A 16,108-nucleotide genomic window follows, 5' to 3' on the forward strand; every position below is an offset into this window, starting at 1 on the left:
TATTTTTTAAAAACACCAGTAAAACCAATGCTTCAGCGTTGGTTTTTTTGTATCCGGTTGATATCCAATGTTAAGCTTTTATCTAATGTTACCAAATTGTTAAGTAAAAGTTTTTTTAATGTAAACATTTAATTATATTTGATAAAGATTTGATAACATTAATACCTAAAGATATGAAAAAGTGTGTAATTTTAGTTGCAATATTGTTCTCTGGAATTTTAGTTGCACAAGAGACAAAACCTGAGTTGGAAGCTGTTGGAAACAAAGTAAGAGCTACATATTATTATGAAAATGGTAAAGTACAACAGGAAGGTTTTTTTAAAGAAGGTAAATTAGATGGTGTTTGGGTGTCTTATGATGAGAACGGAAATAAGAAAGCTATCGCTGAATACAAGGATGGCTTGAAAAGCGGAAAATGGATTTTCTTTAATGACAAAAACATTTGCCAGGTAGATTATTCAAACAGCAAAATTAATTCGGTTAAAAGCTTAGAAGAAAAGATTATAGCAAATAGAAATTAATATAATTTTAGTTAATGAAAAAAGGGAGAAAATTTTGTAAAATTTTCTCCCTTTTTTGTTCAATTGATTAATGTCACAATTAGTTGCTTTCTTTTGATTTTAATGAAAAAGCAACATATAGTGTAATTGAAGCCAGAACTATCCAAAAAACATCAATAAAGAAAATCTGAATCTGGTTTTGTATAAAAGAATTCCAAAACCAATTTCCTGTAATAATTCCATTTGTTATCGGGATTAACAAACCTAAAATACTTCCTGAGATTAAACACCATTTGTTGGTAAAAGCATCATTCTTTTTGATGATAAAAAAGATTGTAAGCAATAACCATCCGATAAAATAAATACTGTATAAATTAGACTGAGTTAAAGGATGAAACAGTTTAGCAGCTATAAAAGCCAATGCCGTAATAGGATACATGCTTAAACAAATTGCCAGATAAATTCGGACCACACCTTCATTAAAACGTCGTTTTTTTTCAGGCATATTTTTCTTATTCCTTGCAACTAACCAAATCATTACTCCCGAAATAATAACAAAGCAGGTTATAATGCCTAAAACAAAACTTATTATTTTTAAGGCATATCCACCATAATCACCAAAATGGATGCGGTACAAAACATTTTTTACAGCATCTAAATAATTGTTTTCCGTTTCAGGATTTTTCTTTGCAACTTCTTTTGAATCAGAAATACGGTAAACTACTTTTCCGATTCCTGTAAATTTTTTGGTGCTTAATAATTCACCTTCTACGATAACATGCATATTGGTATCTCCATAATTTTGAATCATAACACGGTTTATTTCAAAATCTTTCCAATTGTTTTTTGCTTTTGAAACTAATTGATCAATACTATAAGGAGATACTAATTTTTTGTTATTAAACTTATATTCAGGATCCTTATATTCAAGTTCTTTGTATAATTTATCCTGGTCGCCTTTGTAAAGTACCATTACAGCTGGGGCTACTATTAGAAGCTTAATCATAAAAAAAGCACCTGTTACCGCATAAACAAACTGAAAAGGTAAACCAATCATTCCTAATGCTGTGTGAGCATCAGTCCATAATGTTTTAAGCTTTTCTTTTGGGCGAAATACATAAAAATTAGACACGATTTTTTTCCAATGCAATAAAACTCCGGTTACAATTGCGAATAAGAAAAACAAAGCTATAAAACCTGAAAGATAATATCCCACAGGATAAGGAATCTGAGCCAAAAAGTGAAGTCTGTATAAAAACTCTCCCAATGAATAAGATTCTTCATAAGTTGATGTTTTATAGTTTTTGGTATCTATGGTAAAGTAAGCTCCTTCTTTTAGTTTTGCCGGAGCTAAAGTATCTTTAGTTCCTTCTAAATAAACACTAACTCTTCTTTCATTGCTATGTTTGGAAAAGGTAAGATTTCTGCCGTGTAAGACATACTCCTTATCTATTTTTTTTAAAGCTGCATCATAGTTTAAATCAATCTCTCTTGATATAGAAGTCGATTCATTTCTTTCCCAATTGATTATTTCATCCCTAAAAAAAGAAAACGAACCTGCAAAAAATATTATAAAAAGGACTACACTTATAACAATTCCGCTAACAGTATGTGTATGAAAATAAATATTATAATTACGATTACTCATAGTTTATTGTACGATTGAATTATACGTTTGCCCTAAATAGATTAAAAGAGAAAAAACTAGCGAAAGGAGTATATAAATCAGCCATATTTTCCATCCGTTTTTGGCTAAAAAAGCAACAACCATAAGCGCTACCCAAAGGATAAAACCACTAAAAGCCATTGTGATAAGAATGTTTGCCCTGTTTAGCCATGAAGCTAAAGCTAAATGAAAAGTAATCGAAACAAAATAACCACCCAGAATGGCAGCTGTAATTTTGGCAAACCGTTGCCATTTAGATTGTGTTAAGTATTTAGGATTTGCTGGCATGTTTAAGCGTAATAAAATTCTAATAAAGCAATTATTATAAAAAGAATGAATAGTGTTGAACGGCTTATTTTTTTAAGTGGGGATAATAATACAATTAAGCTTCCAACAGCCATTAGCTGAATAAAAAACATTAAAGTACCACAACATAATGATTTTGTAAAAAGCCAAAAACCATAGGCAGAAAGAAGCAAAATTAATCCGGTAATTTTGGTTTGTTTCGGATTTTTCTGCATCCATTTTTCAAAACCTAAATCATACGATAAAACAGCTTTTTTTGAAGTATGATATAAGGTGTAAAAAGCTAAAAAAAGTACAAGACTGGCTATTGTTATCATAATTTTATAATTTTAAACACCTTTCTGTTTGAGGAGAAAGGTGTTTTTTGGTGTTTATTTAGAATCTGTATGTAAAACTTGCAGCAATAGTTCTAGGATCTTTAGGATGAACAGTTGACCATCCATCATAGATTTCTTTGTTTTCAATGTTGTTTAGTTTAACTGTTACGCCAAATTTTTCAGTATTATAAAACAAAGATGAATTTAGAACAGTGTATTCCGGAATTGTAAATGTTCCTGCAGTAGCTCTATGCATAATCATATTGTCACCAACATAATTTCCTCCAAAACCTAAACCAAAACCTCTTAGGATACCGCTTGTAAATTTGTAGCTGGCCCAAAGGTTTGCCAGATTTCTAGGCCCTGCATCTTCAGATCTGAATCCCACAAAGTCAGGATCTCCTTTTGTTAAAATGGCTTCATTATAGCTGTATCCGGCAATAATGTTTAAACCATTAACAGGATTGGCAACAATTTCAACTTCTACACCTTTGTTTTCCTGAGCTCCATCCTGATAATAAGTCACATCATTAGCATTAGGTCTAACACCATAAACTTTGTCTGTTACCTTAATGTCGTAGTAACTAACAGTAGCATAAAATTTGTCTTTGAAGAGATTCAGTTTTGTTCCTACTTCGAATTGATTTGCATGCTCAGGGTCAAATGTTCTTAGTGTTGTAACAGAACCATTGACATCAGCAGAAGGACTTACGTTAGAAAATCCGTTCATGTAATTAGCAAAAACGGATACCTGATCTAAAATGGGCTGAAATACAATTCCGAATTTTGGAGAAAAAGCGGTTTGATTGTATGCGTCATTATCAGCATTCATAAAACGATCGGCACGTAAACTAACCATCGCTGATAAATTTGGAAGAATGTTTAATACATCTGAAAAATAGGCACTGTAAACTTCTTGCTTAGTTTTACTATTATTTCTTTGGCTATTCCCTACAATTGCATCAGACCCTTCTTTAGTCAAATCACCTGTATCTCCGTTTGAAGGACCAAAAACAGCATTGAAAGAAGCCAAATCATCTCCTATATAAACGAATCCATTACCAAAATAACCCGAACTATAGTCTGCAGCTGTTCTTTTATAATAATCTAAACCAACAACCAGTCTGTTTCTCCAACTTCCTATTTTGAAATCGCCAATAAAGTTTTGCTGTACATCAGTACTTTTATTTTCATTGTCCTGGTAACTAAATTGACGATAGAGAACAATTCCATCAGTTATTTGGGATACCAGTGGAATTAAAGAAGGATTTTTTGTATTTGTTACTTCATACAAATAGGCATAATTTCCATCTGATTTTGCTGTACTATTTGAGAAAACGGTTTGTGATGTCCACTGGTCAGAAAGTTTGTAATTCATCTGAGCCTGAATATTAAATGAAGGTGTTTTAATTGTTAGTTCATCACTGGTATAAGAGCGGTTGTTATCATATTTTAGTTCCTCAATATTATGAACTCTTAAGGGAGCTCCTCTATCTAAAAATAACATTGTTGGATTTGTAGATTCATTACTCATGAATTCAGTTTGTACTAAGAATGATAATTTATCATTTACTTCGTAAGATAATGATGGAGCAATAAAAAACGATTCTCTAAAACCTGCATCCTGAAAACTATTTTGTTTATTGTATGCCGAGTTTACTCTGAAATTTAAAGTTTTTTTGTCGTTTAAAGGTGTGTTTAGATCAACAGTAGCACGGTTTAACCCATAACTTCCAACAGTGTAATTTATTTCCCCTCCAAATGTTTTGTATGGTTTTTTTGTAGTAGTATTTATTAATCCTCCGTATGAGATTAAGCTGCTTCCAAATAAGGTTCCGGATGGTCCTCTGATGATTTCGATTTTGTCAACATTTGCAGGGTCTAAACTTCCGTTTGTTAGGCCAGGTAATCCGTTAACCATTGTAGGCTGAACAGGAAAACCTCTTAAAGCATAATAACCTCCGCCATCGCCGCCACGGCCTGTTGAAGCCCAAAGCTGCGTTACACCCGGAGCATTTTTTAAAGCATCATCAAAATTTGTTACAACTTGTTCTTTTAAAACTTCACCTGTAATAGTTGTATATACTTGTGGGTTTTCAAGATTTTTAAGAGGCAATCTTGATACTTGTTGGTTTTCTTTACGGGCAAAATGATTCGTTTTGCCTCCGTTTATAACCACTTCTGTTAGTTCTTCTGAATTTGAACTGATAGTGAAGTTTTCAATAAGTTCCTGACCTTCAATTACAACAATGTTTTTTTCTTTAGTAGAATGTCCAACGGCAGATATTTTAATGGTGTAAGATCCTGGTTTAACGTTTTTTATTTTATAATTTCCAGCTTCGTCCGTAATAGTACCTAAACGGGTACCTTTTAATATGACAGAAATATTTTCTGGAGTTTCATTATTGTTTAAAGTTATTTTACCTTTTATAGTTGTTTTTTCTTGTGCACTGATTGATGTACCAGTTAACAAAATAAAAAATAAACCTAATAGTGGTATTGTAAATCTTACTTTCATGTTATTTAGAATTGTTTTTGATAGTGCAAATTTAAGTGTTGGACATCAACTACACAAACTATTTTTATTTATTCTAAATAAATTATTTTAAAAGGTTAAAACTTATAATTGTTTAAAAAATTAACATCTTAAGTAATTTAAGCAAAAAATTAACACTGGTATAAGCAAAAAGCCTGTTCAAATTAATGAACAGGCTTTTTAAAATTACAAATCAACAATTAACTAATGCGTATGTTTAGGATTAAAACCGTCTTCACTTAACTCAGTGTGCTCATAATCAGCTACCATTTCAGCTTCATAATCGATTTTATCTCCTTTAGAGAATTTTTGAATTATTTTCTCCATAATATTATAAATTACCGGAACTACAATCAGGGTTAGAAATAAAGAAGAAATTAATCCTCCGATAATTACCCATGCCAAACCGTTCTTCCATTCAGCTCCAGCTCCTGATGCCAATGCAATTGGGAACATACCAAATACCATCGCAATTGTCGTCATCAAAATCGGACGCAAACGAGCGTGGTTTGCCTGAATTAAAGCTTTTCTGATTGATTCTCCGGCAGCTCTTCTTTGATTCGTATAATCGACAAGCATGATCGCATTTTTACACACCAGACCAATCAACATGATGATACCTAATATCGTAAAGATGTTTAACGTATTGTTTGTTAAAGCTAGAGCTAACATTGCTCCGATAAAGGATAATGGTATAGCAAATAGTACTACAAAAGGATGAACAAAACTGTCATATAAACCAACCATTACCAAATAAACTAAAATAATTGCAGCTAATAAAGCGATTCCTAAGGTACCAAATCCTTCACTTTGATTTTCCTGATCACCTCCCCAAATATAGTTTACACCAACTGGTTTTTTAAGTTTATCTAATTTTTCCTGCCATTGGGTAACAATTGTTCCTGAAGCAACCCCAACGTTTTGTCCTTGTACTGTTACCGAAGCCGTTTTGTCTCTACGCTCTAACTGGCTTGGGCCTGAACCTTCTGTAATAGTTGCAAATTGGGATAATTTAATTTGTTGTCCGGCGGAATTAATAAAAATCAAATTACTAACATCTGTAATACTTTTTCGATCAAAAGCATTATACTTAATGTTGATATCATATTCGTATTCGCCTGCTCTGTATTTACCATCTGTGTTTCCACTATAAGCAGTTTGCATCGTTAAACCAACTGTTTGTAAAGTCAATCCTAAAGCAGCCATTTTATCACGATCTACCTTAACATTGATTTCAGGATTACCATCTTCAACGGTTAATTTAATCTCTGTTGTTCCGGGGATTGTACGTAATTCTGCTTCAGCTAATTTAGCAAAAGCCATTGCAGTTTCCGTTGAAGGACCTGTTACGATCAAACCTAAAGTGGCGTTATCTGCAGTTCCTAAAATACCAACCGGAACCGTTTTAACTTTGGCACCAACTAATACTTTTTCTAATTTACGTTTGATTTTAGCAGCGTATACAGAAGCCCCGTCTGTACGATCTTTTTGCTCAATCATTTTAACATCAATCTCTGCTTTGTAAGCCGTTGCTTGCGATGCTCCAAGACCTTCACTAGTTTGTCCTACTGTTGTGATTTGACTGTGAACATATTCTTGCGTTTTCAAAAAAGCTTCTGCTTTTTGTGTCATAAAGTTAGTTTGTTCTAACGAAGCGTCTTTAGGCATTTCGATCTGAACTAAAAACTCACCACTATCTGACGCAGCAAAAAACTCACCACCTATGAAACCTCCGCCCATTAATCCTATTGTAGATCCAAAGAACAAAACAAGTACTACGATAAGAGTTTTTACATAATGATCTAAGCACCATGTCAATAAGTGAGAAACCCAGTCTGTAAAACGTGTTAAATAATTTTCAAAACCAAGAATAATTCTTCCAAATAAATTTTTTCCTTCAATATGTTCTAATTTCCCAAAACGAGATGATAACCACGGAATAATAGTAAAAGAGGCTAAAAGTGATAACAGTGTTGAGATAATTACTGTAACACAGAATTGCGTAATGATATTAGAAACCAATCCGGAACTCATCGCAATAGGCAGGAATACCACCACAATTACCAATGTAATTGAAGTTACAGTACCACCAATTTCGGCAGTCCCGTCATATGATGCACGAATTCGGCTTTTACCCATTTCCATGTGCCTGTAAATATTCTCCAAAACCACAATAGCATCATCGACCAGAATACCAACCACCAGAGATAATCCTAATAAACTCATTAAGTTCAAAGTATATCCCATTAAATAAATACCTATGAAAGTTGCAATTAGCGATGCCGGAATCGAAACCATTACAATTAATGAGTTTCTAATACTGTGCAGGAAGAACAACATTACGAGAGCCACCAGAATTACTGCTATTAATAAATCGTGAACTACAGAATCTGCAGCTTCCAAAGTAAAAATTGTACTGTCTTTTGCTACTTCTAATTGTAAATTGTTTTTTTCATAATCTTTTTCAAGAATTGCAATTGTTTTTAGTAATTGCTCACTTACGGCAACCGCATTCGCATCTGATTGTTTAATAATTTGTAAAACAATCGCACTTTTTTGATCAACACGTGATATTTTTTCAGCTATTTTCTGTGTATCCTGAACGTCAGCAATATCATTTAAACGAATTTGAATTCCGTTTTGAGATGAAACCACTAAGTTTCTTAATTCCTCTACATTTTTATATTTACCCGCTAAACGAATTAATATTTTTTGATCACGGGTCTGAATGTTACCTGTTGGGAAATCTAAGTTTGAAGACAAAATAGTTTGCTGAACCTGAGGGATTGAAAGCCCGTAACCCTGCATTTTTACCGCATCCAGATTTACCTGAATTTCACGTTCTGAACCACCAATAATATTTACTTGTGCGACACCTTGTACACGAGATAAAATAGGCGCAATTTTTTTATCAATTAAGTCATAAAATGCAGCTTCATCCATTTTTCCATTGGCGCCAATTGTCATAATTGGTAAATCACTCAACGAGAATTTGGTTAATGCAGGCGTTTCAGCATCATCTGGTAAATCACTAATGATTGCATTTATTTTTCGCTGCGCATCATTCATAGAGAAATCAACCTTTGCATTTGAAGTCAAAGTAATGGACACAATAGACAAACTCTCGTAAGATTTTGAGTCAATTTTCTTGATATTCTCTAAGGACGCAATCGCATCTTCAATTTTCTTTGTTACCGTATTCTCAACCTCACTTGGAGAAGCTCCCGGATAAATTGTAGAAATGGTAATAACATTTTGTTCAAATTTTGGGATCAGCTCGTAGCCCAGTTGGCTGTAACTGAATAATCCACCAAGTGTCAGAATTGTAAACAATACAATTACCAACGACGGACGTTTTATGGATATTTCGGCTAATTTCATATTTGTTGCTTTACGCTATAGGCGGTAAACTGTAGGCTTTAGGCTTTTTTAATGGCTTAAAGCTTATTGCTTAAAGCCAATAATTATTTAATAATTTCTACTGTATTTCCGTCTTGTAAGTTAATCTGACCTGTGGTAATCACTTTTTCACCGTCAGATAGTCCGTTGATAATTTCTACTTTGTCACCTAAAATTCTTCCGGCAGTAACTTTTTTCAATTTAGCTTTACCATTTTCAGCAACAAAAATTTCGTTACTGCTCACACTTCCAACAAATGCATTTCTTGGTACCACCATTAAGTTTTGTTTTTGTTGTTTTGAAGCAAAATTTGCCGTTCCGTACATACCGGCTTTCAAATCATTATTTGAGTTGTTTGTAATTTCAATCTCAACAGGGAAATTTAAAGATTCATCCGCTTTTGCAGCAATAAAAGTAATTTTTCCGGAAAATGTTTTGTCAGGATAAACACTTGCTGTTACATTGATGTTATCTCCTTTTTTAAGGCTCGCTACCTGATTTTCATTTACAGTAACTGTTAATTTTAATTTAGATGTATTTACAATATCAAATAATGCAGTTGCAGGCATTCCTGTTAAAATAGATCCCGGTTCAATGTATTTTTTATTGATAAATCCGTTAATTGGAGCTTTTACTTTTGTATCACCTACATTAATGTTAGCTTGTTTTAAATTAGACTCCGCATTTGTCAGAGCTAATTTTGCCTGATCTAATTGTTGTTTGGTAACACCGCCGGTTTTAAAAGCATTTTCATATCTGTTGTAATCAGATTTTGCATTTTGATAAACAGCCTGAGCCTGTTGCGCACTTACATTTATTACATCACCTCTCATCGTTAGTAAAGTCTGACCTACTCTTACATAGTCACCTTCTTTTACCAAAACGCTGATTACTTTTCCTGATTTTTCTGCAGAAAAAGTCAATTCCTGGTTTGGTGCAAAATTTCCATTAGCAACAAAATCTAAAGAAATTTGCTCTGTTTTTACAGGAGTAACTTTTACTGAAACAGCAGCATTTTTTTCAGCTACAATATCTGTTTTTTCTTTGTTCTCCTTTTTATTGTTACTTAAAACATATCCTATCACACCCAAAGTTGCGATTATGATTACGATCGTTATAATAGTTTTCTTCATTGTAATTAGTTATTTAATAAGAGTTTTTAGTTCGCCTTTTGATTTGATTAGTGCTACTTCAGCTAATTTGTAATCTAATATAGCCGCGGTATAATTGTTTTGTGCTTCTATCGATGCATTTTCAGCATCAAGTAAATCGGTTAATGAAGCAAGTCCCTGTAGATAATTGTTTTTGGTATTACTCAGGATCTCTCCGGCCAAAGTCATATTTTCTCTTTGATTTTCTATTGTAATTAAACTATTCTCTATTTGAGTCTTTGCATTTTTATATTCCAGGTCTAAGGAAAGCTGTGTATCTTTAATATCTTCCTGTAGCGTTCTGATTTTTACATCAGCTTGTCTTACTCTTGAACGGGTTCCGAATCCGGTAAAAATGGGTACTCTCAAATTTAATCCGATTGAAGAGTAATCTGACCAGTAAACACCATCGGCGGGTTTAGCAAACCAAGGCATTTCAGGACCCTGTCCTATATAATTATATCCTGCAGATAACGAAAGGGTAGGGTAATATTCAGCTTCAACAGATTTTTTTTGAAACATCAATAATTCTTCCTGTTTTTTCAAAAGCAAATATTCTGTTCTGTTTGCAGTATTAGGAGCCTCACTTAAAGCAGCGGGGGTCACTTCAAATTCAGATTGTGGAATCTCAATTTGTGTTTCCATAGGCATTCCGATATAAAACTTCAAGGCATTTTCCTGTAATTGTACTGCGTTCAAAATTTGCTGGCGCTGTGTACTAATGTTTGATAGTTTTACACTTACCCTGTCTAAGTCAATTTTTTTTGCCAGTCCGTTATCAAACTGTCCTTTAATAATGTCTCGAACTTTTGTTGTATTAACATAATTACTGTCCAGTAAAATTAATTTCTGACGTTGAACATATACCTGATAATAGTTGTTGGCTACTCTTTCAATTACCTGCTCTTCTGTTAACTTGTCATTGATCTGATAAAACTGACGGGTTGATTTTGCTGCTTTCAAACCTGTAAAAACGGAAAGGTCAAATAAAGCCTGAGTTAACGAAACTCCTGCAGTAGATGTCCATTTTTGACCAAAAGCGGCCTGAATTGTAGTTCCAGGAGCGTTAAATGCCGCACCGTCGATAACAGTTGTCTGGATAACAGGGTTATAGGTCAGATTTCCATTAGCAGAAATTTGCGGTAGTGCACGAGAGCGAACTTCCTGAATCTGGTATTCGCTGTTTTCAACTTCCAACTTGGCTTTTTTTGCGTCGGCTTTATTCTGAAGCGCATAGGAAACAGCATCTTTTAGGGTTAAGGTTGTGACTTGTGCATTGACAGACAGGCCAATGATGCACAAAAATATTAGAATTATTCTTTTCATATATTTATAGATTGATGATTAAATTATAATTTTTTCAAGTTGTTTTTCTAGTTCCTGAATTCCTTTTTCAGTTGCCATGGCTCTGGTATGATATTCTAAAGCTTCTAATTCCATTTTCTGTGCTTCTGTTTCTGAAACTGTGGTTTCGTTGATATGAAAAATAAGAGTGTAATAAAATTTTACATAAATAGCGATGTTCAGATCTTTGCGGTATAATCCTTCGCGAATTCCTTTTTCAATATTGGCTCTGAAATACTGTGTGCACTGATCAATTTCTTTCGTAAGTACAGTTTGGTATATTTCAGGATAATGTTTCTTTAGTTGATAAATCGGTGAGGTGTCAATATTGGTTTTGAACATGTCACGAAACATTTCTCTAATTTCAAAATTCTCATGAATCGAATTAAAATCTTTTGCAACAATAGTATCGATTAAATCATGAACCTGTTTGTGAACCATTGCAGTGCTTTCTTTGACTAAAACTTCCTTGTTACAAAAGTATTTGTAGATCGTTTTTTTTGAAATGCACATTTCTCCCGCAATATCATCCATTGTAACGCTTTTAAAACCCAGTTTTAAAAACAAATCACTTGCTTTTGATATTATTTTCTCTTTCATTTTTGATTTTCAAATTTTATTACAAATATACCAGGAAACTAAAGTTAAGAAAAAAGTCTCCAATATCTTAGTAATAGTTTTACATTAACGTATTCATTAGGTAGGATTTATATGCTAAATTCTAAATTTGCAATAAGTTTGATATCTTTTCCCATTGCCAACCCTCCATTTTGATTATAGGAATTATAATCAAGTCCAAAATCCTGACGTTTAATATCACCTTTGATTTCAAAAGCTACTTTTTTCTCACCATTGTAGTTATTAACTCCAATGAATTCCGCATCAAGTTCAACAACCCTTGTAACGTCTTTTATAGTAAGGTCACCTTTAAAGAAATTGATGTTATTATTTACTTTTTGAAAAGATGTTGATTTGAAACTAATGATCGGATGCTCATTTACATTAAACAAATCATTCAGTTGCAGATGAGAGTCAATTTGCTGAAAACTATCTGCTTTATTATTTATATCTAATGAAAAAGCAACTGATGCATCTTCAATTTCATTATCCTCGATATTTACATAACCATCAAATTTGTTTGCAGTTCCTCCCAAATAAGCAATTATCGAATGCCTCATTTTTATTAAAACATCTGACTGGCTAGAATCTACGGTCCATGTTGTTCTCATAAATATTTGATTTAATTGAGTTTATAAAAGCTTAAATTATATTGGAAACTTTTTTGGTGTTATGAGTTTCCGTTTGCAAATATAGAAAGGAAACTCATAACACCAAAAAAGTTTCCATGTTTTTTTAAAATTATTTTAAAGGATTAAAAATGAGGTAATATTAAATTCTGATAAGCATTTAAATTTTAAAAACAATAAATTCATATTTCAATTGTATCTTTGGGCTTCGTAAATCAGAATTCCATTTTATGCACGATATTAGTCAGTACCAGGATTTTTTTATTAGTTATCTAAAAAGTCAAAACATAACCAAAGAGCCTGCTAACCTTTATGAACCCATTATATATATTTTAGGTCTTGGCGGAAAACGTATGCGTCCGGTACTAACTCTAATGGCAGCCGAAGTTTTTGACACTGATTATAAAGTAGCACTTCCGGCAGCAATGGCTGTAGAGGTTTTTCATAATTTTTCGTTAGTTCATGATGATATTATGGATGATGCACCGTTGAGAAGAGGACAAGTTACGGTACATGAGAAATGGAACCTGAATACCGGAATTCTCTCCGGAGATGCTATGCTTATTCTGGCGTATCAGTACTTTGAACAATACGAACCGGAAGTTTTTAGGGATTTAGCAAAGCTGTTCAGTAAAACGGCCCTTGAAGTTTGTGAAGGTCAGCAATGGGATGTTGATTTTGAAACCCGTAAAGATGTTACAATTCCTGAATATCTGAAAATGATAGAATATAAAACGGCTGTTTTGGTTGCTGCAGCGATGAAAATGGGAGCCATTGTAGCAAAAACTTCTGAAAAAGAGGCCTGTTTAATTTATGATTTTGGACTTAATTTAGGATTGGCTTTCCAGCTTCAGGATGATTATTTAGACGCTTTTGGTGATCCTGAAACTTTTGGAAAACAAGTAGGAGGGGATATTATCGAAAACAAAAAAACCTATTTGTACTTAAAGGCAGTTGAGTTTTCTAGTTCTGAAAAAGCAGCAGAATTACAAAAGTTATTCACTTTACAGTTGGAGGATAACACGGATAAAATAGAAAATGCCAAAGCAATTTTTAACGAATCCGGTGCGTCAGAAGCTACTCAAAAAGCTATAGAAATGTATACCTTTAAGGCTTTTGAAACACTTGATAAAATGGATATCAGTGTAGAAAAGAAAAACATTCTGAAAACTTTTGGAGAAAACCTAATGGGCAGAAAGGTTTAAAATAAATCAGGATTTATGAATGCTATTGTAAGCTCTGTTTTTTTTAATGAACAAAATTGTGATGCTAAAAAACAATTGTTTTTTGCTGTTTGCTTCCCTTTTTTTACCCTTTTCGCTTTAGGTATTGACAGTGTTTTTTTTAATGAGCAATATTTTGACGGCCGTCAAATTACAAACTTGTTAGCAATACTCTATTTCTCCTTTTTCTTTTGGGTTTCCGGTTCTTATTTAAGAAAACTGATGTTTGTGATGGTTTTCTTGTCTTATATAGGAGAAGTGATTTTTTGCACTTTGCTCGGAATGTATCATTACATAACTACAGTTATTCCTTTATATGTTCCTTTTGGTCATGCAATTGTATACGCTTCAGGTTATGTTTTTGCAAATGCAGAATGGGCAGTTAAGAACGACAAATTTCTTAGAAAATATTTCACAGTTGGATTTACATTACTGTTTTTATTAGTTGGAATATTTCTGAAAGATGTTTTTTCGTTGATTTTCGGAATCTTTTTCTTTTTGATTCTAAAGAGAAAAAAATGGCAGAACTTGTATTATTTCATCGCCCTTTGTGTTATATTTATTGAGCTTGGCGGAACTTATTTTCAATGCTGGAAATGGATGCCAAAAACCTTCGGATTAATTCCGGCCGCCAATCCGCCAATGGGAGCTGTATTTTTCTATGCAGGAGGGGATGTTCTTTTGTCTAAGATTGTAGATTATTGGAAATTAAAAACCATAAAAACCAATATCGATTGTAATTGAATTGATTTTAAAGTTGAAATTGATTTTTGCCATTGCCATTGAAATTGAAATTGAATTTTGAAATTGAAAAAATATGTATGTTTCCCCATTAAATACCGATTTATTATTCGAAGAAGCTCAAAAAGATTCTTTATACCTGAACTTGATTGAGCAGCTCAATAAAGATTTTAATCTGGCAAACGAAGGCATAGATTTTCCGCTGAGCATCACTCCGGAAGAATTAAAAATCCAGCTTCACGAAAAAATCTACAGAATGATTCAGTACAAATTTGCTGAATACCTCAATTTGCTATACATAATTGATGTTCCTGAAAATGAAATCAAACAACTTGACGGGTCAGATCTGGTTGTTCTTGCTGAAGAAGTTTCTTTTTTGGTTTTAAAGAGAGAATGGCAGAAGGTTTGGTTTCGGAATTTCTACAAATAGGTTATTCAGTTATCAGGATACTATAATTTTCAGGTCTTACGATTTTTTTTAATCTGTCTAATTTATCAATAAGACCAAAATCTTCAGTATCAATTTTGCTGCCTGTAATCTGGAAACGTGCATTCTTAAAACAAATCTTGGCTATCCCTACTGTTTTTCCTTCCTTTTTAAAAATAAAAATATCACGATATTCAGCAATACAAGCACATGCATCATTTTTTAATGAGTCTTTTTCGCTAAATATACCTTCGATTTGTTTTTGTTGTTTGATAGATAGATTTGATTTTTTATACTTGTATTTTAATAAAAGTTTTTCAAAACTTTTTTCGACATTTTTGGGATAATACCCATAAAAAAAAGTTGAGAATTCTTTTTTCTTTTCTGTTTGTTTCGCCTTATCATTGGACAAATGTTCAAAATCACTTGTAGAACCTAAATAATAATGACAGATTTGATCAGAATCAAAAAATGGTCGTAATTCCTTCTTTACAACCTTTTCTTTATTAAGATCTGCTTTTTTAGAATTGTTACAACCAAAAAGTATGATTGACGTAATTATTAAAATATTTTTTTTCAAATTACTGTTTTTAAAAACTTAGAATGTCATCATCTCAGAACCTTAGCAACTTTTTAGAAATAAACCCTCACAAAAGGCATAAACGCAGATCCGTAAAGGCTTCTTTTGCTGTCGAATAAAATATCATAACGACCTCCTATGGTTACGCTTCCGGTTCTGTAACCGGCTCCTAAAAACAAAGCAGTATTCCAGTAATTATCAGAAAAAGAAGCATTCATATTAGTTGCCTTATAATCTGTATTTACACGTACCTGTTCCAGTTCGGCAGATAATTGAATTTCAGGAATTGGATTCACTAACCCGAGAACGCTTCCTCCATACACATAGGAACTGTAGTAATTTTTAGAAGATAAATAACCAAATTGCAATCCAACTCCAACAGCTAAAATTTCGTTAACGTTGTAAATGGCACTGGGCATAACAGAGATGTCTGTATATCCCGAACCAAATCCTAGACCCAATCCACCACCAAATTGCACTTTGTCCCAAAACTCCTTATTGTTATCGATTACATTATTTTCATCCTGTGCAATTGTATGATTTGAAAATAGGCTAATCAAAATCACAAAAAATGATTTGAAAACGATTGAAAGATGAATTTTCTTCATAGTTTAGGCTATTTTTAACAAATTTTTACGTAAAAGTACGTAAAAAAATCATTTAAATAATAT

The 16,108-nt window shown here is 32.8% G+C and carries 15 protein-coding genes; 4 read left to right on the forward strand and 11 right to left on the reverse strand.

Going from position 1 to position 16,108, the window contains the following annotated elements:
* Window positions 1-173: 173 nt before the first annotated feature.
* Window positions 174-521 carry a toxin-antitoxin system YwqK family antitoxin gene (locus tag JE46_RS04545; protein WP_031454078.1) on the forward strand — a complete coding sequence of 116 codons (348 nt, stop codon included), beginning with the start codon at window positions 174-176 and terminating at the stop codon, window positions 519-521.
* A 79-nt stretch (window positions 522-600) separates the two neighbouring features.
* Here JE46_RS04545 and JE46_RS04550 read toward each other — a convergent pair whose 3' ends face one another.
* The 9 genes from JE46_RS04550 to JE46_RS04590 form a co-directional block, all read right to left on the reverse strand.
* Window positions 601-2,148, reverse strand: coding sequence for a PepSY-associated TM helix domain-containing protein (locus JE46_RS04550; RefSeq protein WP_031454079.1), 1,548 nt, complete (start codon window positions 2,146-2,148; stop codon window positions 601-603).
* 3 nt (window positions 2,149-2,151) lie between these two features.
* Window positions 2,152-2,454, reverse strand: a complete 303-nt coding sequence (locus tag JE46_RS04555) for a hypothetical protein (protein ID WP_031454080.1) — start codon at window positions 2,452-2,454, stop codon at window positions 2,152-2,154.
* A 2-nt stretch (window positions 2,455-2,456) separates the two neighbouring features.
* Window positions 2,457-2,789, reverse strand: coding sequence for a hypothetical protein (locus tag JE46_RS04560; RefSeq protein ID WP_031454081.1), 333 nt, complete (start codon window positions 2,787-2,789; stop codon window positions 2,457-2,459).
* Between the two features lie 58 nt (window positions 2,790-2,847).
* On the reverse strand, window positions 2,848-5,307 hold the full coding sequence (locus JE46_RS04565; protein WP_031454082.1) for a TonB-dependent receptor: 2,460 nt from the start codon (window positions 5,305-5,307) through the stop codon (window positions 2,848-2,850).
* 222 nt (window positions 5,308-5,529) lie between these two features.
* Window positions 5,530-8,706, reverse strand: a complete 3,177-nt coding sequence (locus tag JE46_RS04570; protein ID WP_031454083.1) for an efflux RND transporter permease subunit — start codon at window positions 8,704-8,706, stop codon at window positions 5,530-5,532.
* Window positions 8,707-8,789: 83 nt separating this feature from the next.
* A complete protein-coding gene (locus tag JE46_RS04575) occupies window positions 8,790-9,857 on the reverse strand; it encodes an efflux RND transporter periplasmic adaptor subunit (protein ID WP_031454084.1) in 1,068 nt (355 codons plus the stop codon).
* Window positions 9,858-9,866: 9 nt separating this feature from the next.
* Complete coding sequence (locus JE46_RS04580; protein WP_031454085.1) at window positions 9,867-11,201, reverse strand: TolC family protein; 1,335 nt, start codon at window positions 11,199-11,201, stop codon at window positions 9,867-9,869.
* A gap of 18 nt (window positions 11,202-11,219) precedes the next feature.
* Window positions 11,220-11,819, reverse strand: a complete 600-nt coding sequence (locus JE46_RS04585) for a TetR/AcrR family transcriptional regulator (protein WP_031454086.1) — start codon at window positions 11,817-11,819, stop codon at window positions 11,220-11,222.
* 107 nt (window positions 11,820-11,926) lie between these two features.
* Window positions 11,927-12,448: a YceI family protein gene (locus JE46_RS04590; RefSeq protein WP_031454087.1), complete on the reverse strand. Its 522-nt coding sequence runs from the start codon at window positions 12,446-12,448 to the stop codon at window positions 11,927-11,929.
* Window positions 12,449-12,696: 248 nt separating this feature from the next.
* Here JE46_RS04590 and JE46_RS04595 point away from each other — a divergent pair, with 248 nt between their 5' ends.
* The 3 genes from JE46_RS04595 to JE46_RS04605 all read left to right on the forward strand — a co-directional run bounded on the left by JE46_RS04595 (window position 12,697) and on the right by JE46_RS04605 (window position 14,860).
* Window positions 12,697-13,671 carry a polyprenyl synthetase family protein gene (locus tag JE46_RS04595; RefSeq protein WP_031454088.1) on the forward strand — a complete coding sequence of 325 codons (975 nt, stop codon included), beginning with the start codon at window positions 12,697-12,699 and terminating at the stop codon, window positions 13,669-13,671.
* Between the two features lie 15 nt (window positions 13,672-13,686).
* Complete coding sequence (locus JE46_RS04600) at window positions 13,687-14,433, forward strand: hypothetical protein (protein ID WP_031454089.1); 747 nt, start codon at window positions 13,687-13,689, stop codon at window positions 14,431-14,433.
* A 73-nt stretch (window positions 14,434-14,506) separates the two neighbouring features.
* Complete coding sequence (locus tag JE46_RS04605) at window positions 14,507-14,860, forward strand: hypothetical protein (protein ID WP_031454090.1); 354 nt, start codon at window positions 14,507-14,509, stop codon at window positions 14,858-14,860.
* A 1-nt stretch (window position 14,861) separates the two neighbouring features.
* Here JE46_RS04605 and JE46_RS04610 read toward each other — a convergent pair whose 3' ends face one another.
* Entirely contained in the window at window positions 14,862-15,437 is a 576-nt protein-coding gene (locus JE46_RS04610; RefSeq protein WP_031454091.1) for a hypothetical protein, read from the reverse strand.
* 53 nt (window positions 15,438-15,490) lie between these two features.
* A complete protein-coding gene (locus tag JE46_RS04615; RefSeq protein WP_031454092.1) occupies window positions 15,491-16,045 on the reverse strand; it encodes a hypothetical protein in 555 nt (184 codons plus the stop codon).
* Window positions 16,046-16,108 lie beyond the last annotated feature (63 nt).

The organism is Flavobacterium chungangense LMG 26729, assembly GCF_000735715.2.
Classification (GTDB): domain Bacteria; phylum Bacteroidota; class Bacteroidia; order Flavobacteriales; family Flavobacteriaceae; genus Flavobacterium; species Flavobacterium chungangense.

Excerpts from the sequence above, each read along its gene's own strand:
- JE46_RS04575 (WP_031454084.1), bottom strand. The coding sequence starts at position 9,857 with ATGAAGAAAACTATTATAACGATCGTAATCATAATCGCAACTTTGGGT.
- JE46_RS04565 (WP_031454082.1), bottom strand. The coding sequence starts at position 5,307 with ATGAAAGTAAGATTTACAATACCACTATTAGGTTTATTTTTTATTTTG.
- JE46_RS04585 (WP_031454086.1), bottom strand. The coding sequence starts at position 11,819 with ATGAAAGAGAAAATAATATCAAAAGCAAGTGATTTGTTTTTAAAACTG.
- JE46_RS04580 (WP_031454085.1), bottom strand. The coding sequence starts at position 11,201 with ATGAAAAGAATAATTCTAATATTTTTGTGCATCATTGGCCTGTCTGTC.
- JE46_RS04595 (WP_031454088.1), top strand. The coding sequence starts at position 12,697 with ATGCACGATATTAGTCAGTACCAGGATTTTTTTATTAGTTATCTAAAA.
- JE46_RS04615 (WP_031454092.1), bottom strand. The coding sequence starts at position 16,045 with ATGAAGAAAATTCATCTTTCAATCGTTTTCAAATCATTTTTTGTGATT.
- JE46_RS04570 (WP_031454083.1), bottom strand. The coding sequence starts at position 8,706 with ATGAAATTAGCCGAAATATCCATAAAACGTCCGTCGTTGGTAATTGTA.
- JE46_RS04560 (WP_031454081.1), bottom strand. The coding sequence starts at position 2,789 with ATGATAACAATAGCCAGTCTTGTACTTTTTTTAGCTTTTTACACCTTA.
- JE46_RS04590 (WP_031454087.1), bottom strand. The coding sequence starts at position 12,448 with ATGAGAACAACATGGACCGTAGATTCTAGCCAGTCAGATGTTTTAATA.
- JE46_RS04605 (WP_031454090.1), top strand. The coding sequence starts at position 14,507 with ATGTATGTTTCCCCATTAAATACCGATTTATTATTCGAAGAAGCTCAA.
- JE46_RS04550 (WP_031454079.1), bottom strand. The coding sequence starts at position 2,148 with ATGAGTAATCGTAATTATAATATTTATTTTCATACACATACTGTTAGC.
- JE46_RS04600 (WP_031454089.1), top strand. The coding sequence starts at position 13,687 with ATGAATGCTATTGTAAGCTCTGTTTTTTTTAATGAACAAAATTGTGAT.
- JE46_RS04545 (WP_031454078.1), top strand. The coding sequence starts at position 174 with ATGAAAAAGTGTGTAATTTTAGTTGCAATATTGTTCTCTGGAATTTTA.
- JE46_RS04555 (WP_031454080.1), bottom strand. The coding sequence starts at position 2,454 with ATGCCAGCAAATCCTAAATACTTAACACAATCTAAATGGCAACGGTTT.